This is a genomic window from Streptococcus mitis (assembly GCF_047464035.1).
GTDB lineage: Bacteria > Bacillota > Bacilli > Lactobacillales > Streptococcaceae > Streptococcus > Streptococcus mitis_DX.
The window spans coordinates 51,795-78,713 of record NZ_JASHCQ010000002.1; the positions used below are offsets into that span (position 1 = coordinate 51,795).

28 protein-coding genes, 1 pseudogene and 1 riboswitch are annotated in these 26,919 nt (G+C 41.5%); of the genes and pseudogenes, 8 read left to right on the plus strand and 21 right to left on the minus strand.

Annotated elements, in window-relative coordinates; all coding sequences use genetic code 11:
• Window positions 1-9 precede the first annotated feature (9 nt).
• The 9 genes from QM818_RS01150 to uvrA all read right to left on the minus strand — a co-directional run bounded on the left by QM818_RS01150 (window position 10) and on the right by uvrA (window position 10,891).
• Window positions 10-1,260 (minus strand): folylpolyglutamate synthase/dihydrofolate synthase family protein, encoded by a 1,251-nt coding sequence (locus tag QM818_RS01150; RefSeq protein WP_064276756.1) that lies wholly within the window; start codon window positions 1,258-1,260, stop codon window positions 10-12.
• Between the two features lie 406 nt (window positions 1,261-1,666).
• Window positions 1,667-1,972, minus strand: coding sequence for a DUF1292 domain-containing protein (locus tag QM818_RS01155; RefSeq protein ID WP_000017620.1), 306 nt, complete (start codon window positions 1,970-1,972; stop codon window positions 1,667-1,669).
• A gap of 15 nt (window positions 1,973-1,987) precedes the next feature.
• Entirely contained in the window at window positions 1,988-2,407 is a 420-nt protein-coding gene (ruvX, locus tag QM818_RS01160; protein WP_033628869.1) for a Holliday junction resolvase RuvX, read from the minus strand.
• 3 nt (window positions 2,408-2,410) lie between these two features.
• The gene (locus QM818_RS01165; RefSeq protein WP_000507059.1) at window positions 2,411-2,677 is read right to left on the minus strand and encodes an IreB family regulatory phosphoprotein; all 267 of its coding nucleotides are present in this window, start codon (window positions 2,675-2,677) and stop codon (window positions 2,411-2,413) included.
• An 86-nt stretch (window positions 2,678-2,763) separates the two neighbouring features.
• Window positions 2,764-3,333: an SP0191 family lipoprotein gene (locus tag QM818_RS01170; RefSeq protein ID WP_414299803.1), complete on the minus strand. Its 570-nt coding sequence runs from the start codon at window positions 3,331-3,333 to the stop codon at window positions 2,764-2,766.
• A gap of 75 nt (window positions 3,334-3,408) precedes the next feature.
• On the minus strand, window positions 3,409-3,807 hold the full coding sequence (gene spx, locus QM818_RS01175; protein ID WP_000591165.1) for a transcriptional regulator Spx: 399 nt from the start codon (window positions 3,805-3,807) through the stop codon (window positions 3,409-3,411).
• 135 nt (window positions 3,808-3,942) lie between these two features.
• Window positions 3,943-6,603 carry a magnesium-translocating P-type ATPase gene (gene mgtA, locus QM818_RS01180; RefSeq protein WP_414299804.1) on the minus strand — a complete coding sequence of 887 codons (2,661 nt, stop codon included), beginning with the start codon at window positions 6,601-6,603 and terminating at the stop codon, window positions 3,943-3,945.
• Window positions 6,604-6,797: 194 nt separating this feature from the next.
• Window positions 6,798-6,948, minus strand: a riboswitch (M-box (ykoK) riboswitch).
• 57 nt (window positions 6,949-7,005) lie between these two features.
• Window positions 7,006-8,067 carry a M24 family metallopeptidase gene (locus QM818_RS01185; protein WP_061758925.1) on the minus strand — a complete coding sequence of 354 codons (1,062 nt, stop codon included), beginning with the start codon at window positions 8,065-8,067 and terminating at the stop codon, window positions 7,006-7,008.
• Window positions 8,060-10,891 carry an excinuclease ABC subunit UvrA gene (uvrA, locus tag QM818_RS01190; protein WP_414299805.1) on the minus strand — a complete coding sequence of 944 codons (2,832 nt, stop codon included), beginning with the start codon at window positions 10,889-10,891 and terminating at the stop codon, window positions 8,060-8,062. The genes QM818_RS01185 and uvrA overlap by 8 nt, the downstream gene beginning before the upstream one ends.
• A gap of 131 nt (window positions 10,892-11,022) precedes the next feature.
• Here uvrA and QM818_RS01195 point away from each other — a divergent pair, with 131 nt between their 5' ends.
• The 5 genes from QM818_RS01195 (at window position 11,023) to QM818_RS01215 (ending at window position 14,584) form a co-directional block, all read left to right on the plus strand.
• The gene (locus QM818_RS01195; RefSeq protein WP_000815623.1) at window positions 11,023-11,967 is read left to right on the plus strand and encodes a magnesium transporter CorA family protein; all 945 of its coding nucleotides are present in this window, start codon (window positions 11,023-11,025) and stop codon (window positions 11,965-11,967) included.
• 11 nt (window positions 11,968-11,978) lie between these two features.
• A complete protein-coding gene (locus QM818_RS01200) occupies window positions 11,979-12,656 on the plus strand; it encodes a DUF1129 domain-containing protein (RefSeq protein WP_024057344.1) in 678 nt (225 codons plus the stop codon).
• Between the two features lie 15 nt (window positions 12,657-12,671).
• Window positions 12,672-13,019, plus strand: coding sequence for a hypothetical protein (locus tag QM818_RS01205; protein ID WP_000331824.1), 348 nt, complete (start codon window positions 12,672-12,674; stop codon window positions 13,017-13,019).
• A gap of 161 nt (window positions 13,020-13,180) precedes the next feature.
• Entirely contained in the window at window positions 13,181-14,215 is a 1,035-nt protein-coding gene (locus QM818_RS01210; RefSeq protein ID WP_049487390.1) for a S66 family peptidase, read from the plus strand.
• A gap of 105 nt (window positions 14,216-14,320) precedes the next feature.
• Complete coding sequence (locus QM818_RS01215) at window positions 14,321-14,584, plus strand: SemiSWEET family transporter (RefSeq protein ID WP_000166114.1); 264 nt, start codon at window positions 14,321-14,323, stop codon at window positions 14,582-14,584.
• 83 nt (window positions 14,585-14,667) lie between these two features.
• Here the strand turns inward: QM818_RS01215 and QM818_RS01220 are convergent, their stop codons facing one another.
• The 3 genes from QM818_RS01220 to mutL are packed head-to-tail and all read right to left on the minus strand — an operon-like array spanning window position 14,668 to window position 17,799.
• Window positions 14,668-15,231 (minus strand): DNA-3-methyladenine glycosylase I, encoded by a 564-nt coding sequence (locus QM818_RS01220; RefSeq protein ID WP_024056929.1) that lies wholly within the window; start codon window positions 15,229-15,231, stop codon window positions 14,668-14,670.
• Between the two features lie 9 nt (window positions 15,232-15,240).
• A complete protein-coding gene (gene ruvA, locus QM818_RS01225; protein ID WP_024056928.1) occupies window positions 15,241-15,834 on the minus strand; it encodes a Holliday junction branch migration protein RuvA in 594 nt (197 codons plus the stop codon).
• Between the two features lie 15 nt (window positions 15,835-15,849).
• Window positions 15,850-17,799 (minus strand): DNA mismatch repair endonuclease MutL, encoded by a 1,950-nt coding sequence (gene mutL, locus QM818_RS01230; RefSeq protein WP_120164156.1) that lies wholly within the window; start codon window positions 17,797-17,799, stop codon window positions 15,850-15,852.
• A 206-nt stretch (window positions 17,800-18,005) separates the two neighbouring features.
• Between mutL and QM818_RS01235 the strand changes: the two genes are divergently transcribed.
• Together QM818_RS01235 and QM818_RS01240 are read left to right on the plus strand one after the other, a co-directional pair.
• On the plus strand, window positions 18,006-18,446 hold the full coding sequence (locus tag QM818_RS01235) for a LytTR family DNA-binding domain-containing protein (RefSeq protein ID WP_120164155.1): 441 nt from the start codon (window positions 18,006-18,008) through the stop codon (window positions 18,444-18,446).
• Entirely contained in the window at window positions 18,443-18,901 is a 459-nt protein-coding gene (locus tag QM818_RS01240; RefSeq protein WP_414299806.1) for a DUF3021 domain-containing protein, read from the plus strand. Before QM818_RS01235 ends, QM818_RS01240 begins: the two co-directional genes overlap by 4 nt.
• A 47-nt stretch (window positions 18,902-18,948) precedes the next feature.
• On the opposite strand, the gene nrdI is transcribed toward QM818_RS01240, so the two are convergent.
• From nrdI to QM818_RS01270, 6 genes are all read right to left on the minus strand, one after another.
• Window positions 18,949-19,413 carry a class Ib ribonucleoside-diphosphate reductase assembly flavoprotein NrdI gene (nrdI, locus tag QM818_RS01245; RefSeq protein ID WP_414299807.1) on the minus strand — a complete coding sequence of 155 codons (465 nt, stop codon included), beginning with the start codon at window positions 19,411-19,413 and terminating at the stop codon, window positions 18,949-18,951.
• A 77-nt stretch (window positions 19,414-19,490) separates the two neighbouring features.
• Window positions 19,491-20,024: an ABC transporter permease gene (locus QM818_RS01250; RefSeq protein WP_414299808.1), complete on the minus strand. Its 534-nt coding sequence runs from the start codon at window positions 20,022-20,024 to the stop codon at window positions 19,491-19,493.
• Window positions 20,025-20,084: 60 nt separating this feature from the next.
• Window positions 20,085-21,371: a response regulator transcription factor gene (locus QM818_RS01255; RefSeq protein WP_414299809.1), complete on the minus strand. Its 1,287-nt coding sequence runs from the start codon at window positions 21,369-21,371 to the stop codon at window positions 20,085-20,087.
• Between the two features lie 11 nt (window positions 21,372-21,382).
• Window positions 21,383-23,053, minus strand: a complete 1,671-nt coding sequence (locus tag QM818_RS01260; RefSeq protein ID WP_414299810.1) for a sensor histidine kinase — start codon at window positions 23,051-23,053, stop codon at window positions 21,383-21,385.
• Window positions 23,031-23,645 (minus strand): YesL family protein, encoded by a 615-nt coding sequence (locus QM818_RS01265; protein WP_000532357.1) that lies wholly within the window; start codon window positions 23,643-23,645, stop codon window positions 23,031-23,033. Before QM818_RS01265 ends, QM818_RS01260 begins: the two co-directional genes overlap by 23 nt.
• Window positions 23,630-23,764, minus strand: a complete 135-nt coding sequence (locus tag QM818_RS01270) for a hypothetical protein (RefSeq protein ID WP_261056860.1) — start codon at window positions 23,762-23,764, stop codon at window positions 23,630-23,632. Before QM818_RS01270 ends, QM818_RS01265 begins: the two co-directional genes overlap by 16 nt.
• Window positions 23,765-23,898: 134 nt before the next feature.
• Here QM818_RS01270 and QM818_RS01275 point away from each other — a divergent pair, with 134 nt between their 5' ends.
• On the plus strand, window positions 23,899-24,468 hold the full coding sequence (locus QM818_RS01275; RefSeq protein ID WP_049502608.1) for an MptD family putative ECF transporter S component: 570 nt from the start codon (window positions 23,899-23,901) through the stop codon (window positions 24,466-24,468).
• Window positions 24,469-24,497: 29 nt separating this feature from the next.
• On the opposite strand, the pseudogene QM818_RS01280 reads toward QM818_RS01275, so the two are convergent.
• From QM818_RS01280 to QM818_RS01290, 3 genes and pseudogenes are all read right to left on the minus strand, one after another.
• Window positions 24,498-24,736, minus strand: a pseudogene (locus tag QM818_RS01280) (ABC transporter permease); the annotation flags it as partial.
• A gap of 16 nt (window positions 24,737-24,752) precedes the next feature.
• A complete protein-coding gene (locus QM818_RS01285; protein ID WP_033682437.1) occupies window positions 24,753-25,997 on the minus strand; it encodes an MFS transporter in 1,245 nt (414 codons plus the stop codon).
• A gap of 184 nt (window positions 25,998-26,181) precedes the next feature.
• Window positions 26,182-26,919 (minus strand): Rgg family transcriptional regulator, encoded by a 738-nt coding sequence (locus QM818_RS01290; RefSeq protein ID WP_237447168.1) that lies wholly within the window; start codon window positions 26,917-26,919, stop codon window positions 26,182-26,184.

A 26,919-nucleotide genomic window follows, 5' to 3' on the forward strand; every position in this document is an offset into this window, starting at 1 on the left:
AAAAGGAGGTCAATTCATCTGCTCATGGGTCAGCAAGTAGCCCCGTACTTCTGAGATAAAATAGAGAGACCCTGTAACGAACAACAAATCCTGGGCACCTGCTCTTGCTTCAAAATTGCTAATAAATTCTCGGTAAGAAGGAACTATATCGTAACCTGTTACATCTGTTTCATCCAAAGAACCTTGATAGTCAAAGCCGGTCACCTTGAGTTCCACCTGAGACAATTTTTCAGTCAGATAAGCCAACATCCCTTGATAATCCTTCCGTTTCAAGGCTCCAAATAGGATTTGAGGACGATAACCTTCCTGCTCTTTTTCTTTAATAAACTCAACCAAGCGAGCCAAGGCAGGAAGGTTATGAGCACCGTCCAAGTAAATCTGAGGACGAATACGCTCCAAACGCCCAGCCCAATGGGTCTGCTCCAAAGCCTGTCTTACAACCTGTTCATCAACAGCTTCCTTTCCTTCTCTCATAAAGAGAAGAAACGTTTGTAGCGCCAAGGCCGCATTTTCCTGCTGATAAGCTCCTTCTAAACCTATTTTCAACTGTGAAAGGTTAGCCAAAGAGCTTAAAAAATTCCCATTCAGCATTGAAAAATCCCGACCTGCCTGATAAAGGTCAACAGCTAAAGAGTCTGCTTTTTTCTGACAAACAAGCCTAGCTTCTGAAGGCAACTTAGCAATCACTGCCTTTTTACCAGCCTTAAAAATACCAGCTTTCTGCTCTGCAATTGCTGCTATACTGTCACCCAGAGTCTCCTGATGGTCAAGTCCGATAGAGGTGATGACAGCAATCTCTCCAGTTACCACATTAGTCGTGTCAAGTAAGCCGCCAATTCCCACTTCTAATAAAACCAAATCCACCTCTTGCTCTCTAAAATAAAGAAAAGCAATCAAGGTCAGCAATTCAAAAAAGGACAACTGATCATGGGTTTGCAGAAGCGTTTTCTCCATCTCCTTGACCTGATTAGCCAAACGGATGAAGTCTGCATCAGCTATAGGTTGTCCATTAATGCAGATTCGGTCATTGATAGAGACGATATGAGGGGAGGTAAAAGTCGCAACTTTTTTGCCATGCTCCATAAATAACTCCCTCATAAAAGCAATGGTAGATCCTTTTCCATTAGTCCCGGTTACATGGATAATAGGATAAGACTTCTCGGGATTCCCCAACAAATCCACCGCTTGTTGCATTCGGCCCAAACCTGATCGAAAATTCAAACCAATCCGACTATGGAGCCATTCTTCTACTTCAAACATATACATCTCCTTAATTACAGGTTCAATCAACTGCCTCAATAAAGTCTCCTAACTAACAAAAACGAGGCCAGGATTTTCGTCCCGACCTCTTACCTGGTTAGCTAATCACTAGCTACTATGAATATTAACTTGGGGTAAAAATATCCCCCGAACTTACTGACGGTTTTTATTTTTTAGCGTCAGGCTAAAAACGTCCACCGGACGTTCCAACTCTTCCAATTTCTAGGAGTTGGGGTGATACAGTCTAACAGACTTACTTACGGTCTTTATTTTTAGCGTCAGGGTAAAAATGTTCACTGAACACACCAGTTCTCTCTTATTTTAAGGAACTGGGCTAAAAACATCCACTGGATGTGCCTGCGTTTCTAATTTCTAGCGCAGGGCTAAACACGTCCACTGGACGTGTTTACTCCTCCATAAAGCTGTTGAAGACTTCTTCAATCATGTTCCATTCGTCTTCCGAGTCTTCTGGGATTGGTTGCAATTCGCCTTCTGTTCCATCTTCGTTTTCGATGAATGAGTAAGCTTGGATTTCAACTTGTCCGTCTTCGTCTTCTTCTGCGTTAACTGGTACTAGAAGAACATAGTTTTTACCAAATTCTTCTTTTCCATCAATCGTCAAAAGGATTTCAAACAAGGTTTCGTTTCCTTGCTCATCTACTAGTGTGATTAATTCACGTTCTTCGTGGTCGTGGTTATGATCGTGTGACATAGCCTCTCCTTTGTATTAAAATTTTCTATCTAAATAATTTTGTAAAATCAGCTGAGCTGCTAACTTATCAATGACTTTCTTGCGCTTGTTACGGCTAATATCTGCTTGCTCAATTAACATGCGCTCTGCGGCAACTGTTGTCAAGCGTTCATCTTGATAGTCTACTGGTAAATCAAAAAGCTCTTCTAACTTTGCTCCGTATGCCTGACTAGCTTCCACGCGCGGTCCGCTTGTATTGTTCATATTTTTAGGTAAGCCCACTACAAATCGTTCCACCTTGTAAGTATCAACCAACTCTTTAACGCGGTCAAAACCAAATTGGCCTTGCTCCTCGTTGATTTGGATGATTTCAAGTCCTTGAGCTGTAAAACCAAGCGGATCGCTAATAGCCACCCCTACCGTTTTTGAACCGACGTCCAATCCCATAATTCTCATAGGTTATAGATCGACTCCTTGTCCTTTAAGGTAGTAGCGGACCAATTCTTCAACGATTTCATCGCGCTCATACTTACGGATTTGATTTCGTGCATTATTATAACGAGGAACGTAGGCAGGGTCTCCACTCAATACGTAACCTACGATTTGGTTAATCGGGTTGTAGCCCTTATCGTTCAACGAAGCATAAACATCAGTCAGAGTTTCGCTAATTTCTTTTTTATTGGAATCGTCCAATTTAAAACGTACTGTTTCTTCAGTAAATCCCATTCTAACACCCTCTTTCCTTAGAATAGTACCATTATAGCATAATTCCTTACGTTCTACAATTCAGGTAGTCTATTTATTTGGATTTTCTATTGTTCTGTCGCGCCATTTGCCAATCTGTCTGAAATATATTTGCTTGGTTCATTCTTCAAGAGATTTTCTAAACCAATGTTCTTCAAATATTCTAACTGAGAAGCCTTCTTGACATCCAAAACTTGAAAATCAAAACTAGTCGTTGTTTGAAGTTCTGTTGCACTCAATAGTTTGGTTTCAAGCTTAAATCCTGCTAATTTGCGAGCTTCTATGATAGACTCATCCTTCTCCTCCGCCTCCAGAAGAGCTTTTTGAGTTTCTTCCACTCCATGTTGGTCGATATAAGTCTTCAACTCATCAGAAACTGGACGTTTTTGTTGAATCGTTAAGCTCAAAAAAGTTTTGTCCTTGTATGTAATGGTTTGGGTTTGCTGGCTACCATCATCTGACTTGGGCAAGACCAAAGTCTTGGTCACAACTGTATTCTTCTCAGCATTTTCAATAACTGGCAATGCCGACTGAAGCGTATCCTTTTCTGTTTTTGTAGCTGTTGCAGTTTCTTTTTTCTGCCCACAACCAGCCAGGACAAAAAGGAAAGCTAGACTAACAAGAACAATTTTTTTCATTTCTTTCTTCTTTCTTTTTCAGATTAAATCAGATTAAAATAGAACAAGACTGAGAATTGCTCCCAGCCTTGATGTTTATAGAGCCGCACGCAAACGTGCTTCTGCATTTTCTACATTACGGACAGAGCGTGGTAGGAAGGCACGAATATCGTCTTCCTTATAGCCAACTTGCAGGCGTTTTTCATCTACAAGAATTGGGCTCTTTAAAATTCTCGGTGTTTCCATAATCAGATTGAGAACTTCATTGACGCTCAAATCTTCAATATCCACTCCAAGGGCTTTGGCATAGCGATTTTTAGACGAAACGATGCTGGCTATTCCGTTATCTGTTTTGGTTAGAATATCCAGTAATTCTTCTCTCGTAATTCCTTCTTTACCAAGGTTTTGTTCTTTATAACTTAACTGGTGGGCATTGAGCCAGGTTTTTGCTTTTTTACAGCTAGTACAACTTGAGACTGTATAAATTTTAATCATGTACCTACCCCTTTCGCTACATGTTACTATCAGTTTAGTCTATTATACCATAAAAAACATCCGACTTGCGACCTATTTTTAAATTTTTTTGACTTTTTTCGTTATTTTCGTACTTTTTTCTTGACAAAATGAAATTTACAGCCATTCTTGATATTTCTTGATATAGATTTTTTTCACAATTGTCACACTAATCATATACAAAATAATGATGAAAAGTAAAAAGATGAAATAAATCGGTTTTAAAGGAGTTAGATGAAGTAGGATTGCGAGTGGACTGTAGGGAAGGAAGGTCACAAAGGCTGCAGCCAATAAGGTTGTCACAAGGACTAGCCAAGCTGGACGACTTTGTAAAAAGGGAATTTTAGCTGAACGCAACATATGAATAACCATGGTCTGTGACCACATGGACTCTATAAACCAACCTGTCTGAAACAAGACAATAAATCCTACGGCAGACTCCGCTCCATGGACATAGGCTTGACCTGTCGTCATGGGTACAATGATAAAATAGAGCAAAATAAAGGTCAAAATATCAAAGGCAGAAGAGATAGGCCCCATCCAAACCATGAAACGTGTGATGGACTTAGCTTCCCAGGTATGCGGATTTCTCAAAAAATCTTTATCCACCTTGTCAAAAGGCAAGGCAATACAAGACAAATCATAGACTAGATTTAGGATAATCAAATGGACTGGTGCCATTGGTAAAAATGGTAAAAAGATTCCAGAGACTAATAGGGATAAGATATTCCCAAAATTAGAACTCACTGTCATTTTGATATATTTAGTCATATTGGCATAGACCTTACGCCCTTCAACAAGTCCTTTTTCCAGAACCATGAGATCCTTATCAAGTAGGATAACATCAGCTGTTTCTTTGGCAATATCTACTGCTGTATCAACAGAAATCCCCACATCTGCAACTTTCATAGAAGGAGCATCATTGATTCCATCCCCCATATAGCCTACAGCATGACCATTAGCCTTAAATTGCAAAATAATCCTTGCTTTTTGGTCAGGAGAAAGTTTGGCAAAGACTGTTACCTCCTCCACGGCTTGAGCCAATTCTTGATTACTCATCTGATCAATTTCAGATCCTAACAGCATCTGATTGATATCCAAACCAACCTTTTCACAGACTGCTTGGGTAACTTTTTCGTTGTCTCCCGTCAAAATCTTTGTTTGAACCCCATGTTCTAACAGAGCCTTAATTGCTGGTGCTGCAGATGGTTTAGGAGGATCTAGGAAGGCTAAATAACCAGTTAGAATCATATCCCCTTCATCATCAACTGTATAGGTATGACCTTCCCTCAAACCTGACTTATAGGCCACTCCCAAGACACGCAAACCTTGTTGATTTAGTTGTCGTACTTCCGCTAATATTTCTTCTCTAATAGCATCTGTCAATGGAGTAATCACTCCTTGGTATTCCGCATGACTGGAAATCGTCAACATTTCCTCTAGGGCACCCTTGGTTACCAAACTAACAACTTCGTGTTCATCCTTAACGATAACACTCATCCGTCTACGTTCAAAATCAAAGGGAAGCTCATCTATTTTTTGAAAAGTTTGAGCCAGATTTTGGAGGATATCGTGTTCTTTTGCTTCCTTTTCAGTCCGTTTGATGATGGCTCTGTCCATCAAATTTTTCAAGCCCGTTTGAAAATAAGAATTGAGATAAGCTCGTCTCAAGACGGTCAAATCCAAATCTCCATGTATATCCAAAGGATATTCAAGGACAATTTCGTCTTGGGTTAGAGTTCCTGTCTTATCTGTACACAAAATATCAATCGCCCCTAAGTCCTGTATAGCATTGAGTTTCTTGATAACCACTTTTTCCTTAGCCATGATAATGGAGCCTTTTGCTAGGCTAGCGGTAATAATCATAGGAAGCATCTCAGGTGTCAAGCCAACACCAACACTCAAAGCAAATACACCAGCTTCCAACCAGTCTCCATCTGTTAAACCATTGGACAAGAAAACGATAGGCACCATGATCAACATCAAGCGAATTAAGAGCCAAGAAATACTATTCATCTCTCGTTCAAACGAAGTAGGCTCGTCATAGGTGTTTAGAGTCTGCTCAATGGCTCCCATCATGGTATCATCACCAACCGCCAAAACCACGGCCTTGGCACTACCAGACAAGACATTGGTTCCCATAAAGGCGAGCGCTTCTGCTTCTAGCAGACTATCAGATTGTTGAACTGTTGCCTTGGTCACGGCCAATTTTTCAACAGAATCACTTTCGCCTGTCAAGCCAGACTGTTGGACAAAGAAATCGCGCGACTCAAATAAAAGAAGATCTGCTGGAATCATATCTCCAGCGCTTAATTTAACCACGTCACCCACTACCAAGTCATCGATAGGTACTTCTTGAATTTCTCCTTGACGAATGACTGTCGCTGTGTTGACAATCATTTTTGATAGATTGGTGGCTGCCTTATCACTGCGGAGTTCTTGGACAAATCGAATGCCTCCAGAAATGAGGACTAGGACAACGATGATAATGGAAGTCGTCGGATCTTCTTGACCTGGTTTTGCCAACCAGACATTGGTCACCGAGGAAATCACGGCGATAACCAGCAAGATGATTGTAAAAGGATTGATAATCGATTCGTAAATCTTTTTGAGGATACTGTCTTCTTGACCCTTTGTGATGGTATTTTCGCCATATAGGTCACGATTTTTCTCCACCTGCTCCTCAGTCAAGCCTGTTAGACTTGTCTTATAAAAAGATAGAGTTTCGTTTAAAGATGTATGAATAGCTGTTGCTAATCTTTCTTTTGTAGTTTTCATTGGTTTCTCCTATCTGTATGAATGATGTGTTTCATACACAGAGACCAATCACTTTATAAGGGCAGAACGACACAAATCAGCGATTGGCTGTGTATGTGCGGTTCCGGATGATCGTCAATTTGCATCGTCTATCTCCTTTCTTTGATTTAAACAGTAGAAAATCCCACCATAAAATGGCAGGATTAAAAAACTAATTATCTGTTTTTCGTTCAAGCTTTAACTCCATAGGGCAATGTAATGAGCTTAGTCTTGGCCTTCGCGACCAGGACTGTTGACCAACGAGTAGTGTCTCCACTGCTTTGCGGTAGTCATCCGTATCCCTATGGTAGCCTCACCTACCGTTTTCGTCTTTCAGTATAAACCTTTAAAATTTAAAAGTCAATCATTTGAATTGTTTAACTCTTAAATGACTATCAGCTCTTTTGGAGCTAGGGTCAACAATTCACAACCTGTTTCTGTAATCAAGATATCATCCTCAATACGAACGCCATATTTGCCTTCGATATAGATACCTGGTTCATCGGTTAAGGCCATACCTGCCTTAATAGTTTCTGTAGAAGTCTGGCTAAAGTAAGGTTCTTCATGGATATCCAGTCCAATACCGTGTCCGATACCGTGGGTAAAGTAGTCGCCATAACCTGCCTCGATGATAATATCGCGAGGAATTTTGTCAAAGTCTCGGAAACCTAATCCTGCCTTAGCCTGGTCAATCAAGGCTTGGTTGGCTTTCAGAACCGTATTGTAAATCTCCGCCTGCTCATCGCTGACATGCCCTAGATAGATAGTCCGTGTCATATCACTGACATAGTGGTCATAAAGACAACCGAAGTCCATTGTAATGGCTTCTCCTAGCTCCACTGGTTTGTGCATAGGATGGGCATGGGGTTTAGAAGAATTGATACCGCTAGCTAGAATCGTATCAAAAGATAAGCCAGATGCTCCCAACTCACGCATGCGGAAGTCAAGGAAGTTGGCAATCTCAATTTCAGTCTTTCCTGGCTTAATAAAGTCAAGCGCATCGCGGAAAGCTTGGTCTGAGATAGAACAAGCCTTGCGAATAGCTGCAATCTCCGCTTCATCCTTAATCATTCGAAGACCTTCGACAAACTGAGTTTGTGGAAGCAAGTCAATTCCTTCAAAGGCTGCCTGCATACGGTGATAATAAGAGACCGAAATCTCATCCTCAAAACCGATTCGAGACAAGCCCATGTCCTTGACAATTCCTGCAATGACAGCCAATTCATCGCGATCTGCTACGATTTCAAAGCCACTGGTTTCTTGCTTGGCTGCAATGATATAGCGAGAGTCTGTCACCAAGACCTGACGGTCACGACTGATAAAGACTGTTCCGTTTGAGCCCCAAAAACCAGTCAGGTAATAGACGTTTTTAAGGTTGTTGATGATGATACCATCTAGTTCTTTTTCTTGCATTTTAGCTAGAAATGCTTGTACACGTTTATTCATGATGTAACTTTCCTTTCAAATAGTGTCCTGTGTAGCTGGCTTCATTGGCCGCTACTTCTTCTGGAGTTCCTGTTGCGATGATGGTTCCACCGCCGACACCGCCCTCAGGTCCCAAGTCAATAATATGGTCTGCTGTCTTAATAACATCTAGATTGTGTTCGATGACGAGGACGGTATTGCCATCGTCAACAAAGCGAGCCAAGACTTTAAGCAAGCGAGCGATATCCTCTGTATGGAGTCCTGTCGTCGGCTCATCCAGAATGTAGAAAGATTTTCCTGTCGATCGTTTGTGAAGTTCGCTAGCCAACTTCATACGCTGGGCTTCTCCCCCAGAAAGGGTGGTAGCTGGTTGACCTAGCGTCACATAGCCCAGTCCCACATCCTTGATAGTCTGAAGTTTACGATGAATTTTCGGAATGTGTTGGAAGAACTCCACCGCATCGTTGACAGTCATATCCAAGACCTGCGAGATATTTTTTTCCTTGTAATGTACTTCTAGGGTTTCACTGTTGTAACGGGTCCCGTGGCAAACTTCACAAGCTACATAAACATCTGGCAAGAAATGCATCTCAATCTTGATAATCCCATCACCTGAGCAGGCTTCACAACGACCACCCTTGACGTTGAAACTGAAACGCCCCTTCTTGTAGCCTCGAATCTTGGCTTCATTTGTCTGAGCAAAAAGGTCACGTATATCGTCAAAGACACCTGTATAGGTAGCTGGGTTAGACCTTGGCGTTCGTCCGATAGGGCTCTGATCAATATCAATCAAGCGGTCTATATGCTCAATCCCTGTAATGGTTTTGAATTTACCAGGTTTGTCTGAATTACGATTGAGCTTCTGGGCAATAGCTTTTTTAAGAATGCTGTTGATTAAGGTTGATTTCCCTGAGCCAGATACCCCTGTAACGGCGATGAATTTTCCTAGTGGAAAGCGAGCTGTGACATTTTGCAGGTTGTTCTCACGCGCTCCTGTCACTTCGATAAAACGACCATTTCCTACACGGCGCTCTTCTGGCACTGGAATGGCACGTTTGCCTGACAAGTACTGACCTGTGATAGACTTACTGTTACGAGCCACCTGTTTGGGGGTTCCTGCAGCAACAATCTCTCCACCAAAAACACCGGCACCGGGACCAACGTCAATCAGATAATCCGCCTCGCGCATGGTATCTTCGTCGTGTTCCACCACGATGAGAGTATTGCCCAAATCACGCATTTTTTTCAGACTGGCAATCAGGCGGTCATTATCCCTCTGGTGAAGACCAATCGACGGCTCATCTAGGATATAGAGAACACCTGATAAGTTAGAACCAATCTGGGTCGCCAAGCGAATACGCTGACTCTCTCCACCTGAAAGGGTACCTGCCGAACGTGACAGAGTCAGATAGTTTAGACCCACGTTATTGAGGAAGGTCAAGCGGTCCTTGATTTCCTTGAGAATAGGCCGAGCAATGATAGCTTCATTTTCAGACAGGGTCAACTGGCTCACCAAGTCCAAGTGGTCTGCGATAGACAGGTCTGAAATTTCTCCGATATGTGGCCCTTGCTCGCCACCCACACGGACAGAAAGGGCCTGGTCATTGAGACGATAACCGTGACAGGTTCCGCAGGTCAGCTCATTCATGTAGAGGCGCATCTGGGTGCGGGTGTAATCGCTGTTTGTCTCGTGATAGCGACGCTTGATATTATTAACAACTCCCTCAAAAGGAATATCGATATCGCGCACGCCACCAAATTCATTCTCATAGTGGAAATGGAATTCCTTGCCATCTGATCCGTAGAGAATCAAGTTCTTATCCTCTTCTGACAAGTCCTCAAAAGGCTTATCCATATCCACTCCAAAGGCTGTCATGGCCTGCTCTAGCATGTTTGGATAGTAGTTGGATGAGATAGGATTCCACGGCGCTAGCGCCCCCTCACGTAAGGTTTTGCCGGCATCTGGCACTACCAAATCAGTATCCACCTCCAGCTTGATACCCAAGCCGTCACACTCACTACAAGAGCCAAAGGGAGCATTGAAAGAGAAGAGACGAGGCTCTAACTCTGGGACAGTAAAACCGCAAACTGGGCACGCATAATGCTCAGAGAAGAGCAACTCAGAGTCGTCCATGGTGTCGATAATGACATAGCCTTCTGCGATACGAAGGGCAGCCTCAATGGAATCAAAGAGACGACTACGAATGCCCTCCTTGATAACGATACGGTCAACCACGACATCAATATTGTGTTGCTTACTCTTAGACAACTCTGGCACTTCGGTCACATCATAGACTTCCCCATCCACACGGACACGGACATACCCATCTTTCTGAACCTTCTCGATAACACTCTTATGTTGGCCTTTTTTCTTGCGGATGACAGGGGCCAAGATCTGCAAGCGCTGGCGTTCAGGCAACTCCAAAACCTTATCCACGATTTGCTCCACAGAAGAGGCCTTGATAGCTCCATGACCGTTGATACAGTAAGGCGTCCCCACACGTGCGTAGAGGAGACGCAGATAGTCATTGATTTCAGTCGTTGTTCCCACGGTCGAGCGAGGATTTTTACTAGTCGTTTTCTGGTCGATGGAAATAGCTGGGCTGAGACCATCAATAGCATCTACATCAGGCTTCTCCATATTTCCCAAGAATTGACGAGCGTAGGCTGACAAACTCTCCACATAGCGACGTTGTCCCTCCGCATAAAGGGTGTCAAAAGCCAGACTGGATTTCCCTGAACCTGACAAACCGGTCACAACAACCAGCTTGTCTCGCGGAATCTCCACATCAATATTTTTCAAATTATGGGCACGCGCCCCATGAATGACAATTTTATCTTGCATCTTTGTTCTTTCTAGTCCATTATTGCTTACCATTATACCAAAAAAAGTGAGATTCTATTACCCAAAAGGCCGATTTTGTAGTATAATAGTACGGTGTGAAAAAATCTGAAAAATGAGAAAGGATAAGGGATATGAAACAAGTTTTCCTCTCTACAACAACCGAATTTAAAGAGATCGATACGCTTGAACCGGGTACTTGGATCAATCTCGTCAATCCGACTCAAAATGAATCACTCGAAATCGCCAACGCCTTCGATATCGATATTGCCGACCTTCGTGCACCGCTCGATGCGGAAGAAATGTCTCGTATTACCATCGAAGACGAGTATACCCTGATTATCGTAGACGTTCCGGTCACAGAGGAAAGAAATAACCGCACCTACTACGTTACCATCCCGCTTGGTATTATCATCACCGAGGAAACCATTATCACTACGTGTTTGGAACCATTACCAGTCCTCGATGTCTTTATCAACCGTCGATTACGTAATTTTTATACGTTCATGCGTTCGCGTTTCATCTTCCAGATTCTCTATCGCAATGCAGAGCTTTACCTAACAGCCCTTCGTTCAATCGACCGTAAGAGTGAGCAAATCGAAAGTCAACTGCATCAATCAACTCGTAATGAAGAATTGATTGAGCTCATGGAATTGGAAAAAACCATCGTCTATTTCAAGGCCTCCCTCAAGACAAATGAGCGCGTGATTAAGAAATTAACCAGCTCAACCAGCAATATCAAGAAATACCTTGAAGACGAAGACCTGCTTGAAGACACCCTGATTGAAACCCAACAGGCCATCGAGATGGCAGACATTTATGGAAACGTCTTGCATTCTATGACAGAGACCTTCGCCTCTATCATTTCCAACAACCAGAACAACATCATGAAAACCTTGGCCCTTGTGACCATCGTCATGTCCATCCCAACCATGGTCTTTTCTGCCTACGGGATGAACTTTAAGGATAATGAAATCCCCCTAAACGGCGAGCCGAATGCCTTCTGGTTAATCGTCTTTATCGCTTTTGCTATGAGTGTCTCGCTCACTCTCTATCTCATCCATAAAAAATGGTTCTAAGAGGAGTTCCTATGTCTCAGATTGATCTACAAAAATTAACCAAGAAAAACCAAGAGTTTGTCCACATCGCTACCCAACAATTCATCAAAGATGGGAAAACAGACGCTGAAATCAAGGCTATTTTTGAGGAAGTTATTCCCCAAATCCTTGAAGAGCAAGCCAAGGGTACGACTGCTCGTTCCCTCTATGGTGCACCCACTCACTGGGCTCATAGCTTCACTGTTAAGGAGCAATATGAAAAAGAGCATCCAAAAGAAAATGATGATCCGAAACTCATGATTATGGACTCAGCTCTTTTCATCACTAGCCTCTTTGCCCTTGTCAGCGCCCTCACAACCTTCTTTGCGGCAGATCAAGCTTTCGGCTATGGATTTGTCACTCTCCTATTAGTTGGACTGGTTGGTGGATTTGCCTTCTACTTGATGTACTACTTTGTTTACCAATACTATGGATCAGATATGGACCGCAGCCAACGTCCACCTTTCTGGAAATCTGTACTGGTTATCCTAGCTTCTATGTTCCTTTGGCTGCTTGTCTTCTTTGCAACAAGCTTCCTACCAGCTAGCCTTAACCCAGTACTTGCTCCATTGCCACTGGCTATTATCGGAGCAGCCCTCCTAGCTCTTCGCTTCTATCTCAAGAAACGCTTGAACATCCGCAGCGCAAGTGCAGGACCAACACGTTACTAAGAAAAGGAAAGAGCTATGGCATATAGTCAATCTTTAGCTCAGCAGATTCGAAAAATTCTAGCGCTCAAACTTCCTCCCCAAATTTTCGAAGAAGAGCTAGAAGAAAAGAAGCTGTTTGGTGGCCTGGCCTTTATGATTCGTGGTAAAATGGTCCTTACTGTCAGTTCCAGAAAGGATGAACTGGTTATGGTCAGAATTGGCAAGGAAATGGAGAAGCAAGTTCTACCCCGAACAGGAGCTCATACTACATTGATGAGGGGGCGCCTTTATCATGGGTATATAGACTTAGATATAGAAGGCCAAAAAGAATTGCCTTACTGGATTGATTTGGCTCTCTCCTATAATCAAGAGTTGACCAAGTAACTCATATCTAGCGAGATTACTGATTAGAAAACGAAAAGCAACTGCACCAGCGGTTGCTTTTTCACTTGCTTGCCTACAAGCTTCCCTCTACCCTTTTCCCTATAGTTTTCTCCCATCTTTTATGATAAAATAGGCTCAATCAATTTCTAGGAGGAAGAAATATGGTTTCTACTATTGGTGTTGTTAGTTTATCTAGTGGCATTATCGGAGAGGACTTTGTCAAACACGAAGTGGACTTGGGTGTCCAACGTCTCAAGAATCTGGGACTCAATCCTACCTTTTTGCCTCATTCGCTAAAAGGATTAGACTTTATCAAGGACCATCCTGAAGCTCGTGCAGAGGATTTGATTCATGCCTTTTCTGATGATAGCATCGACATGATCCTATGCGCCATCGGTGGAGACGATACCTATCGCTTACTACCTTATCTTTTTGAAAATGACCAACTACAAAAGGTTATCAACCAAAAAATATTTCTTGGCTTCTCAGATACAACCATGAACCATCTCATGTTGCATAAACTAGGTGTTAAAACTTTTTATGGTCAATCCTTTTTAGCAGACATTTGTGAATTGGACAAAGAAATGCTAGCCTATAGCCTTCACTACTTTAAAGAATTGATTGAGACAGGAAGAATCTCAGAAATTCGCCCTAGCAATGTTTGGTATGAGGAACGAACTGATTTTAGTCCCAAAGCTCTGGGGACACCTCGTGTCAGTCATACAAATACTGGTTTTGAGTTGTTACAAGGAACTGCCCAGTTCGAGGGGAAAATCCTCGGTGGTTGCCTCGAATCCCTCTACGATATCTTTGACAACTCTCGATACGCAGATAGCACGGAGCTCTGCCAAGAATACAAACTTTTCCCTGACTTGTCAGACTGGGAAGGAAAGATCCTCTTGCTAGAGACAAGCGAAGAAAAGCCTGAGCCGGAAGACTTCAAAAAGATGTTACAAACTTTAAAGAACACTGGTATATTCAAGGTCATCAGCGGACTCTTGGTCGGGAAACCTATGGATGAAACTTTCTATGACGACTATAAAGAGGCACTATTGGATATCATTGACAGCAATATTCCAATTGTCTATAATCTGAATGTCGGCCACGCAACTCCGAGAGCAATTGTCCCCTTCGGAGTCCATGCCTATGTAGATGCACAGGAGCAAGTCATTCGCTTTGACTATAACAAAAAATAAATAGTGTCTCTATTTTTGTGCTTTTGTATTCGTTTTCGTTACAATTTGTATCTGAATTTATTGCATTTCGCTAATTTCTATGATATCCTTTTGAAGGAGGTGTATATGACAAAACAAAAAATTAATCGAATCGTAGGTTCTATTGGTGCCTTTATTGGAATTATAGTATTTATTGCCTACATACCTCAAATTATCGCTAATTTACAGGGAAATAAAGCTCAACCATTTCAACCTTTATCAGCTGCTATATCTTGCTTAATCTGGGTTATTTATGGATGGACAAAAGAACCTAAGAAGGATTGGATACTAATCATTCCAAATTCAGCCGGTGTTATTTTAGGTGGAATCACTTTTTTGACTTCACTCTAACAAATCTAATAGTATATATAAAAAGCTGGGAAAAGTTTCTCAGCTTTTTATATATTCTTAGATATTCTAATTACCTATACTCACTAATTACCGCTTTTCCACTCACAATCGTTCTCGTGGTCATCAACTAGTCCTGCAGCCTGTAGAAAAGACAAGACGGCGACTGGGCCTGTGAACTTGAAGCCTCGTTTTTTGAGATCTTTGGCTAATTTTTCAGACAAAGGTGTTTTAGCTGGGGCTTGGCGGTAATCGGGAACATCGTTAACGATCGTTTTCCCCTCAACAAAAGACCAAAGATAGGCATCAAAAGAGCCGTACTCTGCCTGTAGTCGTAGAAAGGATTGGGCGTTAGCGCGTGTAGCAAAAATCTTGGCTCTATTTCGAATGATGGCTGGATTATCCAGCATGGCTTCCAATTCGGTGTCGGTCATCTCTGCGACTGCGTGAATTTGATAGCTATGAAAGGATTCTCGGAAAGCTTGGCGTTTGTTGAGCACCGTTTCCCAAGACAGGCCTGCCTGATAGGTTTCCATGCACAACAACTCAAACAATGCTTGGTCATCATGGAGGGGCTGACCCCACTCCTCATCATGATAAGCGATGTAGAGAGGATTGGTCATCTTGACCCACGAACAACGTTTTGTCATGCTCTGCTCCTATTTCACCAACATCTTAAGGGCCGACTTGATATAGTTCTCAGCTGTATCTGTCGTTCCTTCAAAGAATTTCTTGATTTTCTTGAGCTCTGTCGCCTTGTAGCCCAGAGCCAACATGGCTTCCATGGCTTCTTCCAGTTCTTGGTTTTCAGCGCTAGCTTGCACTGCCACCTTGGCAGGAAGATCATCACTAGCCACTACTACCTTGCCTTCCAAGTCCAACACCATCTGCTGGGCTGTTTTCTTGCCAATTTTAGGAAACTTAGTCAAGTAGGTGATGTTCTTGGTTTCAATGGCTTGAACCAAGCCAGCATTGTCATCAGCAGCAATAATAGCAAGAGCTGATACAGGCCCAATCCCAGACACCGAAATCAGACTGAGAAAGAGCTTCTTCTCGTCTTCTGAGCGAAAACCATAAAGCAGATGGGCGTCCTCACGCACAACCTGATGCACATAAATCTGAGCCTCCTGATTAACCTGTCCTGAGTAGGCATAAGGATTGGCCACATGCAAGATATAGCCGATACAGTTGACTTCAAGAACAATGTATTTAGCAGTGATTTTGGTAATGATTCCTTTTAAATATTCGTACATAGTTTTCCTTTTAGTTTAATATTTCCCCAACTCACGGAGACTGGTGTGATTTTCCTGAATACGTCGAAACATCTTTTCCATATCCGACTTAGTGAAATGCACCAAAACAGGACGTCCGTGGGGACAGTTGTAGGGATTGTCACATTGAGAAAGTTGATAGAGGAGTTGTCTAGCCGAATGGTCATCGATACGATGGTTGGCCTTGATAGACCGCTTGCAGGACATCATAATGGCCAACTCTGCTCGATATTTCTTGATAGAAACTTCCTTGGTCAAAAGGAGCATGTCGCACATCTCATAGATACCTGACTCAATCTCCTCCTCTGCCATCCAAATAGGATGTTCACGTAGAATAAATTGATTTTCCCCGTACTCTGCTAGAAAGACACCCACTTCCTCCAAAAGAGGCATTCTTTCCTTGAGACGAAGGGCATCATCCGCAGGAAATTCAAAGATATAAGGTACTAAGAGTTGCTGCTGACTCTGGTCAACATCGCCAATGCTTTCACGGTATTCCTCATACTTGACCCGTTCCTGAGCCGCGTGCTGGTCTATGATGTAGAGCCCATCTCGCCCCTGGGCAAAGAGATAAGTCCCGTGCATTTGCCCGAAAAATTCCAACTCTGGGAAGCTTGAAGATTCTTCTCGCTCCAGCTTGTCATAGGCCTTATCAAGACTAGCTAGATCTAGCTCTGGATGGTCTAGTTGGTCATAGTTAGCAGGCTTTCTCTCTGCAAAATGCAGTTTTGCTGGCTTGGTCAATTGGTCCAAGGTTTCCTTGGCAAACAGGGTCAAATCCTGTCCTTCATCAGCCAATTCCACCTGATAATCAGCTACTTCAGCTTGACTTGGTCTTGTCGGCTCTGTTTTCTCATAGTAGAGTGTATTTTCTTTGAGTGGGAGAATGGTCTGCTCCGCCTTTTGACGATTGCGCACGGTCGATTTGGCAAGATTTTCCAAGGCATCTGGTATCAGGGTTTGCTCCTTGAGACTATTTGCAATAGCTTCTGAAACCAGCGTCATCAGTTCTTTTTCCTTGGAAATCCGCACCTCTTGCTTGGTCGGATGCACATTGACATCCGCTAGATAAGGGTCGATATGGATGTGAATGACAGCCAGTGGAAAACGGCCAACCATAAGCTTGCTGCCATAACCATCTAAAATAGCACGGTTGAGCAAGAAGTTCTTGATATAACGGCCATTGATGAAGAGGCTGATATAGTTGCGATTAGCCCGAGTTAACTCAGGCAGAGACACAAAACCTGAAATTTCGAAATCTAAGTCAGAGTTCTCAATTTCAATCATCTTCTTAGCACTCGCCAAACCATAAATCCCTGCAATAGCTTGGCGCAGTTGCCCAGTCCCAGCTGTCCGTGTCATTTCCTTGCCATCACTGATTAAACTAAAAGAAATCTCAGGATGGGCCAAGCCCAGACGGTTGACGATATCAATGATATGAGACAGCTCCGCTTGCTGGCTCTTCATATATTTGAGGCGGGCAGGCGTGTTGAAAAAGAGGTCCTCCACACAAACCTTGGTTCCCACAGGACTAGTCGCTGGGATGACTTCTTCTACTTCTCCTCCACGCGCGACTAACTTAGTCCCATGACTTGCACCATCCACCGCCGTTAACAGAGTCAGAACACTAACAGAAGCGATAGAAGGCAAGGCTTCACCACGAAAACCAAGCGTCCGAATTCGAAAGAGGTCTGCTTGATTTTTTATCTTACTAGTCGCATGGCGGCGCAGAGCCAGCTCTACCTCATCGTGGGCAATTCCATGACCATTATCCGTAATTTGAATCTTCTTGAGACCTGCTTCCTCAATCTCAATGATAATCTGACTAGATCCCGCATCAATAGCATTTTCTACCAACTCTTTGACCACACTGGCAGGACGTTCAATGACCTCTCCTGCCGCGATCTGGTTTGCCAACACCTCTGGCAATTCAATAATATGAGACATTTTTCAGCCCCTTTCTGTATCTATTTTCCTAGAAATTGATTAGTGCTATTATACCATATTTCAGATAGGACAGAAAAGCAAGCACCACATAGGATACAAATCCCTCCACATAGACAAAGTCCCTTGCCAGGTGTCGTAAAATAGTGTTTAATAAAGGTGTACAAGAAGTGAGATTAATTTTGTATGAAAAACAAGGAGAGAAATTTATGAAAATAGAACTACAGATTAGTGAGACTTACAAGGAGGAAAAACTGATTGTCCAAGCACCTCAAGAGACCGAAAAAGTCCAAAAAGTCATCGAGTTCGCAGAAAATTTGGACCAAAAAGAAACAATCAAAGGGAAAATCGATAATCAGGTCTATCTCGTCGAGATTGTCAAGATTCAACGCTTCTATATCGAGAATCGGAAGGTTCTAGCAGAAACCGCGAGTCAGACCTACACCATTGACTTACGACTCTATCAGGTCCTTGAACTCTTGCCAACCAATTTTATCCAAATTTCCCAATCAGAAATCATCAATATCAACTCCATCTCTCATCTCAAGCTTACGCCCAACGGCCTAGTAGAAATCTTTCTAAAAAACGAAAGCTTCACCTACTCTTCACGCCGTTATCTAAAAACCATCAAGGAGAAATTAGAACTATGAAAAAACAAATCTTCCACGACGCAGCTGCTGGTGTCCTCATCGGCCTCATCCTCTCTATCATCTTTTCACTCATTTATGCACCAAATACCTACGCTCCACTTAGCCCTGAATCTCTCGTCGGCCAAGTGATGACCCAACATCAGATTCACGGTGCCCTGGTCTTGCTCTACTGCACACTGATCTGGGCAGTCATCGGTATTCTCTTCAACTTTGGCAAGCGATTATTCAGCCGTGACTGGAGCTTGCTCCGTGCAACTTTGACCCATTTCTTCCTTATGCTAGTAGGTTTTATCCCATTAGCGACCCTAGCAGGTTGGTTCCCCTTCCACTGGATCTTCTATCTCCAGCTCATTATCGAGTTTGCGATTGTCTACCTCATCATTTGGGCTATTCTTTATAAAAGAGAAGCTAAAAAAGTGGACCATATCAATCAACTCTTGAAGCATAAAAAGTAAGAGTGCTGATAAAACCACTTGGAATAATAAAAAAGTCAAGCCTAAGCTCAACTTTCCAAATCATACAAATCTGAGATAATAGCTGCGACACGTTTGATATCCCCCAGCATGCCTCGCATTTCAAAATCGGCCAATACAGGGAAACCAAAACGTTGACTGTATTGCTTGGCTGTCAGACAGTACTGGTTATTAAAGTTACGATTTCCTGAACCAACTACGCCAAAACACTTATTAGCATTGTCACCATAGGCGATAAAATCTCCCACTGGTGTTGTCAAAATCTCGACATCTCCGTTATCAACGCCATTCCCACCTTCTAGGTAAGTCGGCAAAAAAGCAACATAGGGATGGTCCATTTCATAGAAATCTTGGCCTTCTTTGACCAAATCCTTGATATGAATCTTTTGAACCTCAATCCCCTCGTACTGGGACAAGAGATAGTCTTTCAAGCGCGTCACAAAACTCTCAGTATTGCCACTCAGACTAATATAAACTAAAGAAATTGTCTTCATATGTACCTCCATGATTTTATGTATAATCGAAAAATAACTACCAAGATTGTAACTTGATAGTTATTTTTTGTCAATACTTAGGCAAGATCTTCTGTTTCCTCTTCTTCAGCCAAGGCTTTTTGCTGACGCCACATCTTATAGAAGACAAGGGCTAGGAAAAGAACATTGATGACGATATAGAGAATGCTAACGGCTTGTGAAATAACACTTATCCCTAAACGCATGGTCTCATCGTGAACTAACTGCACAGCGTCTTGTAAAGTCACATAGCTATAAATCGAACCAATAATAGCTAGCAAAACATAGCCAACGTAAGTATAGTTTGCATATTGCAAATTCTTACGAACAAGGAAGACAATAGCTACTACCACTAAAATAGCAGATAGCACAATCAAGGCCATATTAAAAATAGAATGAGTTGATTCTGCTACTCTATAGGTGTAATTAAGCTGGTCTTCTAATTGCTGAGCACTGACCCCTGCAACCTGTTTCTGAGCGGCACGAAGAGCTTCTTTGCTAGGTAAAGGACTCAACATTCCAAACAGAGACATAGCTGAAATAAGAGCAGACAAGATTAGCAAGACCCATAGATAGATTGGTTTCTTTTTCATGATAGAACCTCCTGATATTATTATCGATATTATAGCACTTTTTGTAAAGGGATACAAATATTATAGTGTAGTTTCTACCTGTTTTCGGTAAGCTTTTGGCGATTTCCCGCACAATTTTCGGAAAACTTTATAGAAATATCCAACATTACTGTAACCAACAGCATAACAAATATCTTCGATGCTGTCACTAGTTGAAAGCAAAAGTTGTTGGGCAGCCTTAATGCGTTGTTTATTTAGTAACTCTGCGAAGGTCGAATTGGTTTCTCGCTTAATCAACTGCCCCAGATAGACAGGATTGATAAAAAGATCCTTACTAATATCCTTGAGGGAAAGTTCTTTCTGATAATCACGCCCAATGACTTCTAGCACACTGACCACATTCTCATTCATACGATATTGCCCAAAGAATCGGGTCAGAGTTTCCTTGATATAAGGAACCAATTCATCGAAGGTTTGAATAGCATGAATGGTTTTGACAATGTCCGTCATATCATCAGCTTTGAGGTGTTCAAATAAATGAAAGACATCCATGACAAACTGGATAAAAAGCTGTTTGGTAATCGGAACACGCGGCGTATTTTCAAGAACCACCTTCTCCAAAAGGTTCAACTCTTCCACGATTTGATTGAGATTCCCCTGAATGATAACCCTATAAATCGGTTCGTAATAGGCAAAGAGACTCTCAGACTGTTTTAGATTTACAGAACCGTAAAAGAGGGCTTTCTCAGCATTCAGCTTCCAGCGTTCAAAGCGTTCTTGATAAGGAGCTTCAAAAGGTGTAACAACTAACCCCTCTAGGGGTTGGTCAGAAATGAAAATCTGCCAGTCTTGACCCAATACATAGTAGGGAATGGTGAAAGAGCCTTGTTTTTCCTTGGATAGACCTATCCACCAATTCTCCTTATCCCCTAAATAACTAACAAATCCAGCCTCATCTAAATCTTGACTAAGGGTCTGACTTTTCTTCCCTCTCTCGCCGAGCTGACCTGCAATCTTCTCCAGCAGATTTCCCAACTCTACTTTATCAACAGGTTTGACCAAATAGTCCACCACACTAAGGTTCATTGCTCTTTTGACATAATCAAACTCCTGATAACCTGAGAGTAGGATATAGGCTGCATCTGGTAAGATTTCTTTCATCTCCCGAATCATATCAAGCCCTGTTTTATCGGGCATATTGACATCGGAAATGACCACATCGACAGGATTTTCCTGAACATATTCTAGGGCTTCATCGGCATGACTGGCTGTTGCGACGACCTCCATATCCCACTTATCAAAGGGAATCAAACGTTTCAAACCTTCTGTCACCATGTACTCATCATCTACTAATAATACTTTATACATTTTCTCCCTTTCTACTCATCTTGAATTGTAATACGATACTGAACACCTGCTTGCTCCGCAGACTCTATAGTAATAGCATAGCGGTCCCCAAAATAGAGTACAAAACGCTCATGGATATTGACAATCCCGATAGATTGCTTTTGATCACTGTAACTGGCTTGGTGTTCAAAATGTCTCTGACTTAATTTTTCTCGAATACTTGCCAGTTTTTCAGCTGACATACCACGGCCATTATCTACCACTAAAATTTCCACAAAACCATCCTGTTTAAGAGCCTTGATGCTAATCACATTATCTGTCCGTCTGTGGTCAACACCATGCGCGAAATAATTTTCTACCAGAGGTTGTAAGGTAAACTTAGGAATCTTCATATTCTCTAACTCTGGATCTATCTTGAAACCATAGGCAATGGACTTGGGATAGCGAACCATGCAGAGATAGCTATATTTACGGCAAAATTCTAATTCCTGTTTGAGAAGAGTTTCTCTTTCATCAGAAATATTGTTACGCAAGAGACTACTGAACTCATAAATGATATCTGCCAACTCATCTTGACTTTGCATGACTGCGTACATGCGCAAGAACTCCAGCGTATTATACATAAAATGAGGATTGATTTGCGCCTGCAAGGCTCGCATATTAGCATCTTTTTGACTAAGCTCTAACTGATAAATATCATGGATATTCTTTTCCAAGCGATCCAACATATCATTGGTGGTCTCTGCGATTAAGAGCAATTCCTGATCCTTTTCAAGTGTGTCAATGCGAAGACCTTCTTGTCCTTGGGCAATAGCATGGATGGAATCCACCAAATCCACTACCTGCTTTTGATAATTTGAGAAAGTCTTCCTCAAAGTCAGATAGAGAATGACAATAAAGAGAAGGCTCAAGCCCACAATCAAAGCAGAGCTAGTCACTGTTCCTTGTAAAACAAAGTTTTTAGGAACTGCCACCTGAACCTGATAGCCATGAGAGGTCACACCGACAAACCAGTTTTCATGCTCCCTATTGACCTTCTCACCAATATGAAAAATCTCCGTATCAAAAGGCGATGTCACAGTAACAGCCATCGGGATATGACCTCGGGTATTGTCTACAGCATGGTATAAGATTTCTGGATCCAAGGAAATATAAACAACCCCTATAGATTGATCCGTCGCTGGATCTAAAATAGGAACTCCAAAACTATTGGCCTCCGGTTTAAAGCCTTCCGCAAGTACCGAATGACCACCTCTCTCATTTCTGCTCGAAACATAAACTTCTTTAAAGTCCTGCAAGACGATTGCAACACCCGTTATATAGTCATTTTGGACATACAGGTCATCGATATTTTCATACAGAGAAATAGAAGTTGACGAAGCTGCTTGATGCTCCAACAGCCAATAAAAATACTCAGAAGTTGACAGGCTAAAGTACTTATAAACCCCTTGTATCCGGTCTTGATTGGCTACTAAATCTTGAGCTAGCTGGGCTGACTCGCGATAATAATACTCCACCTCTTCGACTGTTCGAGTAGTTACACGCTGGGCCACTCTCTGAGCTTCCTTTTCCCGTGAATCCCAGTCGGCGTAAGAGAGTAAGATTGCAAAACTCGCAATAATAATCATCATAACTGAACTGTAGGTTCTTAGAAGCGTATGTAGCCAAAACTGCTTCATTCTATTTTGTCGCCAATTTTTCATGGATACTTTCATAGACCGGTTCCAACATATCACTGATAAAGAAATGCCACATCCCAATTCCTACAAAGAAAAGTAGGGCAGGCATATAGTAACCAATTGCCACAAGTAGCACTGTCCCAAGGAGAACCTTGGCCACAGCTGCTAAGCTCATAAAGATGCCAATCAAGGATAGTTTGAGACTATTTCGATAGGACAAATCAAAATAAACTTGTAATTTCAAAGATACTGTATAAGCCAAAAAGATCAGGGCAACTACTAGGACATTCAAAAAGGTCGCAATCAAATGAATAATAGTCTGATGAGGCAATTGCACCAAGAGATACAGGCCATAGACCAAAACTAGATTCACCCCTAAAAAGCTATAGAAAATCAGGTTGCTTGAGACGAAATTTTGCTTATAAAGAGACCACGCCTCCTTCAAACTGTATTCCCGAAAGCTATAACCATGTTCTGCATATAGGCTCATCAAGGTGGCACTAGCCGGCGCTAGACCAAGGATAATCCCTCCTGCTAAAGTTAATAGCCAAAAGAAGGCTGTCGCAATCATCCCTAAAAAGAAACGATTAAAGACAAAGTCTAAAAATCTCCCCATGATATCCTCCTACAAATAACAAGGATAATCCCTCCTGCTAAAGTTAATAGCCAAAAGAAGGCTGTCGCAATCATCCCTAAAAAGAAACGATTAAAGACAAAGTCTAAAAATCTCCCCATGATATCCTCCTACAAATAACTATGAAACTATTATATCATATTTCAAGCGTTTTCAAAAAATTCTAGTGCCCATTTACAATCCCATCAAACCGTGATACAATGAGAATTGTGAAAAAATGATCAGGAGACAATTCATGAAAAAATCTATCTTAACTACACTTCTTTTTGCAGTTCTTTACTTCCTCTGCATGGGGATTGGTGTCCTTTTGGGCAATCTCTTTGACCAAGCTGGAAACATGTTTTATGCGCCTGCCTTTACTGCCCTTGTCGGCGGTAGCGTCTATATGATCCTAGTCGCAAAAGTTCCGCGCTTTGGAGCCATTACCACTATCGGCCTTGTTATTGCTCTCTTTTTCTTGGGAACTAAACACGGTGCCGGTGCCTTCCTTCCTGGAATTATCTGTGGTCTGCTAGCAGATGGAGTAGCTCTTTTAGGAAAATATAAAGATCAAACAAAGAACTTCCTTTCTTTTATTCTCTTTGCCTTTAGCACATCAGGACCAATCCTACTTATGTGGATTGCGCCCAAAACCTATATGGCAACCCTTCTAGCAAGAGGAAAATCACAAGAATATATCGACCGTATCATGGTTTCTCCAAACCCTGGAACCGTCCTGCTATTTATCGCAAGTATTGTCATCGGCGCCCTAGTGGGTGCCTTGATTGGACAAGCCTTGAGTAAAAAATTGGCACAGAAAATCTGATTACTAAAAAAGAGCCAGGCGGCTCTTTTTTATTTATGGCTCAAGACTTAGTCAAGAAATCTCCCAAGAATTGGATTGCAAAGATAATCAAAATGATGATGATGGTCGCCAAGATAGTTACATCGTGATTGTAGCGGTTAAATCCATAAGCAATGGCTACGTTACCGATACCACCAGCTCCAACCGCACCAGCCATAGCTGTTTCTCCAACAAGAGAAATCAAGGTCACAGTTGTCACACGGATTAAATCTGGAAGACCTTCTAGTAAGCCTTATCTTCCTAGGTTAAAATTTTTTACCTGAAAAACTTCTTTTTTCTAGGGATAAAATCAACCCTATCATACTCACTAGCAAAAACACCCACCAACAAAGCCTGATATCCTGTAAAGCTAAGAAGGAAAATACAGACATTCCCAAGGGTAATGTTAGGGAAAAAATCATACTCAAGAGATTATTACTTCTAGCTAATACATCCGCACTCAAATTCGACAGTAACAGAGTATCTAATTTAGGCATTGATTTCGACATCAAATACATGACAAAGGCTAAGCAGGCAACACCTACTAGAGGAGAGAACTCTAAAATATTAGCAGTAGCCAGCAAGACAAACAGAATTGCATTGAGCGATAGCAAACTTGAAAAAGACCATTTCCCAAAATAATCATGGGGAGTTAGGCTACCAATAATAGCTCCTCCCAAGCTAACACATTCAATTAAAAATAGGGCTTGAGCATAGCTGAGATGATAGATAGTATGGTCTAATAAATAAAAGTGATAAATACCTCCAACAGCTCCTCCCAAAGTATTCATTACCAAAATGACAAGGATCATTTTAAACAAAGATTTACTTTCTCTTTGCCTAAAGATATCATCCATGTCCGCATAGATTGCCTTAACTTGTTGAAGTAAACTAATCGACTCATTCTCTACCGTTACAGACAAATACGTCAATTCTCTTCTATTTTTGAACAAAATAAGAGAAGATAGTAAAAAGAAGCCAGCATTCACAATTGCAACAAAAGAAAAATTTTGGTGGCTTGTTGTGAGTAACCACACTCCTAAGGCTTGACCTCCTAGATTTGATAAATAGGAAACAAACTGAGTAAATGAATAAGCTTCATAGAGCTTATCTTCCGAAATATTATGCTGGATAATCGGCATACGAAGGCCTGCTGTATAATCTGATAAAATATCCGAACAGATATTAACCATACAGATAAAAGCAAACGTTACGAAGTTCGGGTCATGAATCACACTAGCAATCAAAAGAAATAGTAGACTTTGCACACAACCAACCCAGATAATTGTCCCTGCTTTATTCCGAGTATGATCAGCCTTAATCCCAACATAAAAAGTAAATAGGAAAGGTAAAATCGTAATCATATTCGCCATAAATACAGCTATATTTTTAAAGGGTAGACTCGCAGCATAAACGATAAATACCAGATTATAAATATAAGCTCCACTTGAGCTCAAAAACCTTGATAAGGTCAGTATTCTAAATAAATGATGTCTTAAGAATAGTTTCATAACAGGCCTTTCTCACATTTCAAAGAGTATTCTATTGAAATCAGTCTAACAAAAAAAGCGGGACTCCCCACTTTTTTGTAATATATTTTTTCTGAAAATAGAAACTCTAGCTCCTAGAAACTACTAATTATCAATCCATCTACAAGGCTATTTATTTTTCATCAGTCGATGTAACGAGAATATATTACAAATCTTTATTTGAAAGCTGATTTGCAAAATAGTTTTCATAGTATCTTGCACCATCTACATACTCTAAATCTTGTAAGATTGTAATGCCTCTCTGGATTTTTTCAAGACCCTTATTTTTTACATTAAAAATAGTATCATAATACCCTTTAGCAATCATATAAATGATTTTAAGATAAGCTTGAGATTCTGGCAATTCTCGTTTTTCAATCTGAAAGATAAAATAATCTGCTTTTAATTTATCCTTTTCCTCTATCGCTTTAAAGAGTCCATTAATTAAAATGGTGTCAATACCAACTTTGTTACTAGGTAAAGAGCCTAATAAATCCGTCTTTTGCAACATCTCCCTAGAATATTTAAAATAGAGGGGCAGAGGAAACAAAGTAGAAATCGTTGAAAATAGTTCCAATTCATAATTTCCCCAGATGTCAATAGTAAAAAAATAGTCATAGAGAAAAGTCAGTTCTTCATCCGTTGCTCTTATTTCTGAATCAAAAAACACAAGAAGGCTTTTGATACGAATCATTTGTAAAAGATAGCTTGTTTCACCACTTGATCTATACTTTTGAGTCGTCTCTTCATACAAGGAATGGAGAGAATCAATCCCTTCTCTATCATATAAATCCCAAAGATTTTCTTGAAAAGCCAAAACCTTTTTCTGAGAAAAACCACGTACCAAGTACATAAATTCATTCAAATCAGAGTGGATGTTATCTAAGGCAGTAATCAATTTCAT

Excerpts from the sequence above, each read along its gene's own strand:
- QM818_RS01270 (WP_261056860.1), bottom strand. The coding sequence starts at position 23,764 with ATGGGGAGATTTTTAGACTTTGTCTTTAATCGTTTCTTTTTAGGGATG.
- nrdI (WP_414299807.1), bottom strand. The coding sequence starts at position 19,413 with ATGAAGACAATTTCTTTAGTTTATATTAGTCTGAGTGGCAATACTGAG.
- QM818_RS01260 (WP_414299810.1), bottom strand. The coding sequence starts at position 23,053 with ATGAAAAATTGGCGACAAAATAGAATGAAGCAGTTTTGGCTACATACG.
- QM818_RS01290 (WP_237447168.1), bottom strand. The coding sequence starts at position 26,919 with ATGAAATTGATTACTGCCTTAGATAACATCCACTCTGATTTGAATGAA.
- ruvX (WP_033628869.1), bottom strand. The coding sequence starts at position 2,407 with ATGAGAATTATGGGATTGGACGTCGGTTCAAAAACGGTAGGGGTGGCT.
- QM818_RS01220 (WP_024056929.1), bottom strand. The coding sequence starts at position 15,231 with ATGACAAAACGTTGTTCGTGGGTCAAGATGACCAATCCTCTCTACATC.
- QM818_RS01195 (WP_000815623.1), top strand. The coding sequence starts at position 11,023 with ATGAAACAAGTTTTCCTCTCTACAACAACCGAATTTAAAGAGATCGAT.
- QM818_RS01200 (WP_024057344.1), top strand. The coding sequence starts at position 11,979 with ATGTCTCAGATTGATCTACAAAAATTAACCAAGAAAAACCAAGAGTTT.
- QM818_RS01255 (WP_414299809.1), bottom strand. The coding sequence starts at position 21,371 with ATGTATAAAGTATTATTAGTAGATGATGAGTACATGGTGACAGAAGGT.
- ruvA (WP_024056928.1), bottom strand. The coding sequence starts at position 15,834 with ATGTACGAATATTTAAAAGGAATCATTACCAAAATCACTGCTAAATAC.
- QM818_RS01165 (WP_000507059.1), bottom strand. The coding sequence starts at position 2,677 with ATGGGATTTACTGAAGAAACAGTACGTTTTAAATTGGACGATTCCAAT.
- QM818_RS01215 (WP_000166114.1), top strand. The coding sequence starts at position 14,321 with ATGACAAAACAAAAAATTAATCGAATCGTAGGTTCTATTGGTGCCTTT.
- QM818_RS01205 (WP_000331824.1), top strand. The coding sequence starts at position 12,672 with ATGGCATATAGTCAATCTTTAGCTCAGCAGATTCGAAAAATTCTAGCG.
- QM818_RS01265 (WP_000532357.1), bottom strand. The coding sequence starts at position 23,645 with ATGGGGAGATTTTTAGACTTTGTCTTTAATCGTTTCTTTTTAGGGATG.
- QM818_RS01250 (WP_414299808.1), bottom strand. The coding sequence starts at position 20,024 with ATGAAAAAGAAACCAATCTATCTATGGGTCTTGCTAATCTTGTCTGCT.
- QM818_RS01240 (WP_414299806.1), top strand. The coding sequence starts at position 18,443 with ATGAAAAAACAAATCTTCCACGACGCAGCTGCTGGTGTCCTCATCGGC.
- spx (WP_000591165.1), bottom strand. The coding sequence starts at position 3,807 with ATGATTAAAATTTATACAGTCTCAAGTTGTACTAGCTGTAAAAAAGCA.
- QM818_RS01275 (WP_049502608.1), top strand. The coding sequence starts at position 23,899 with ATGAAAAAATCTATCTTAACTACACTTCTTTTTGCAGTTCTTTACTTC.
- QM818_RS01155 (WP_000017620.1), bottom strand. The coding sequence starts at position 1,972 with ATGTCACACGATCATAACCACGACCACGAAGAACGTGAATTAATCACA.
- QM818_RS01235 (WP_120164155.1), top strand. The coding sequence starts at position 18,006 with ATGAAAATAGAACTACAGATTAGTGAGACTTACAAGGAGGAAAAACTG.
- QM818_RS01185 (WP_061758925.1), bottom strand. The coding sequence starts at position 8,067 with ATGAATAAACGTGTACAAGCATTTCTAGCTAAAATGCAAGAAAAAGAA.
- QM818_RS01285 (WP_033682437.1), bottom strand. The coding sequence starts at position 25,997 with ATGAAACTATTCTTAAGACATCATTTATTTAGAATACTGACCTTATCA.
- mutL (WP_120164156.1), bottom strand. The coding sequence starts at position 17,799 with ATGTCTCATATTATTGAATTGCCAGAGGTGTTGGCAAACCAGATCGCG.
- QM818_RS01210 (WP_049487390.1), top strand. The coding sequence starts at position 13,181 with ATGGTTTCTACTATTGGTGTTGTTAGTTTATCTAGTGGCATTATCGGA.
- mgtA (WP_414299804.1), bottom strand. The coding sequence starts at position 6,603 with ATGAAAACTACAAAAGAAAGATTAGCAACAGCTATTCATACATCTTTA.
- uvrA (WP_414299805.1), bottom strand. The coding sequence starts at position 10,891 with ATGCAAGATAAAATTGTCATTCATGGGGCGCGTGCCCATAATTTGAAA.
- QM818_RS01150 (WP_064276756.1), bottom strand. The coding sequence starts at position 1,260 with ATGTTTGAAGTAGAAGAATGGCTCCATAGTCGGATTGGTTTGAATTTT.
- QM818_RS01170 (WP_414299803.1), bottom strand. The coding sequence starts at position 3,333 with ATGAAAAAAATTGTTCTTGTTAGTCTAGCTTTCCTTTTTGTCCTGGCT.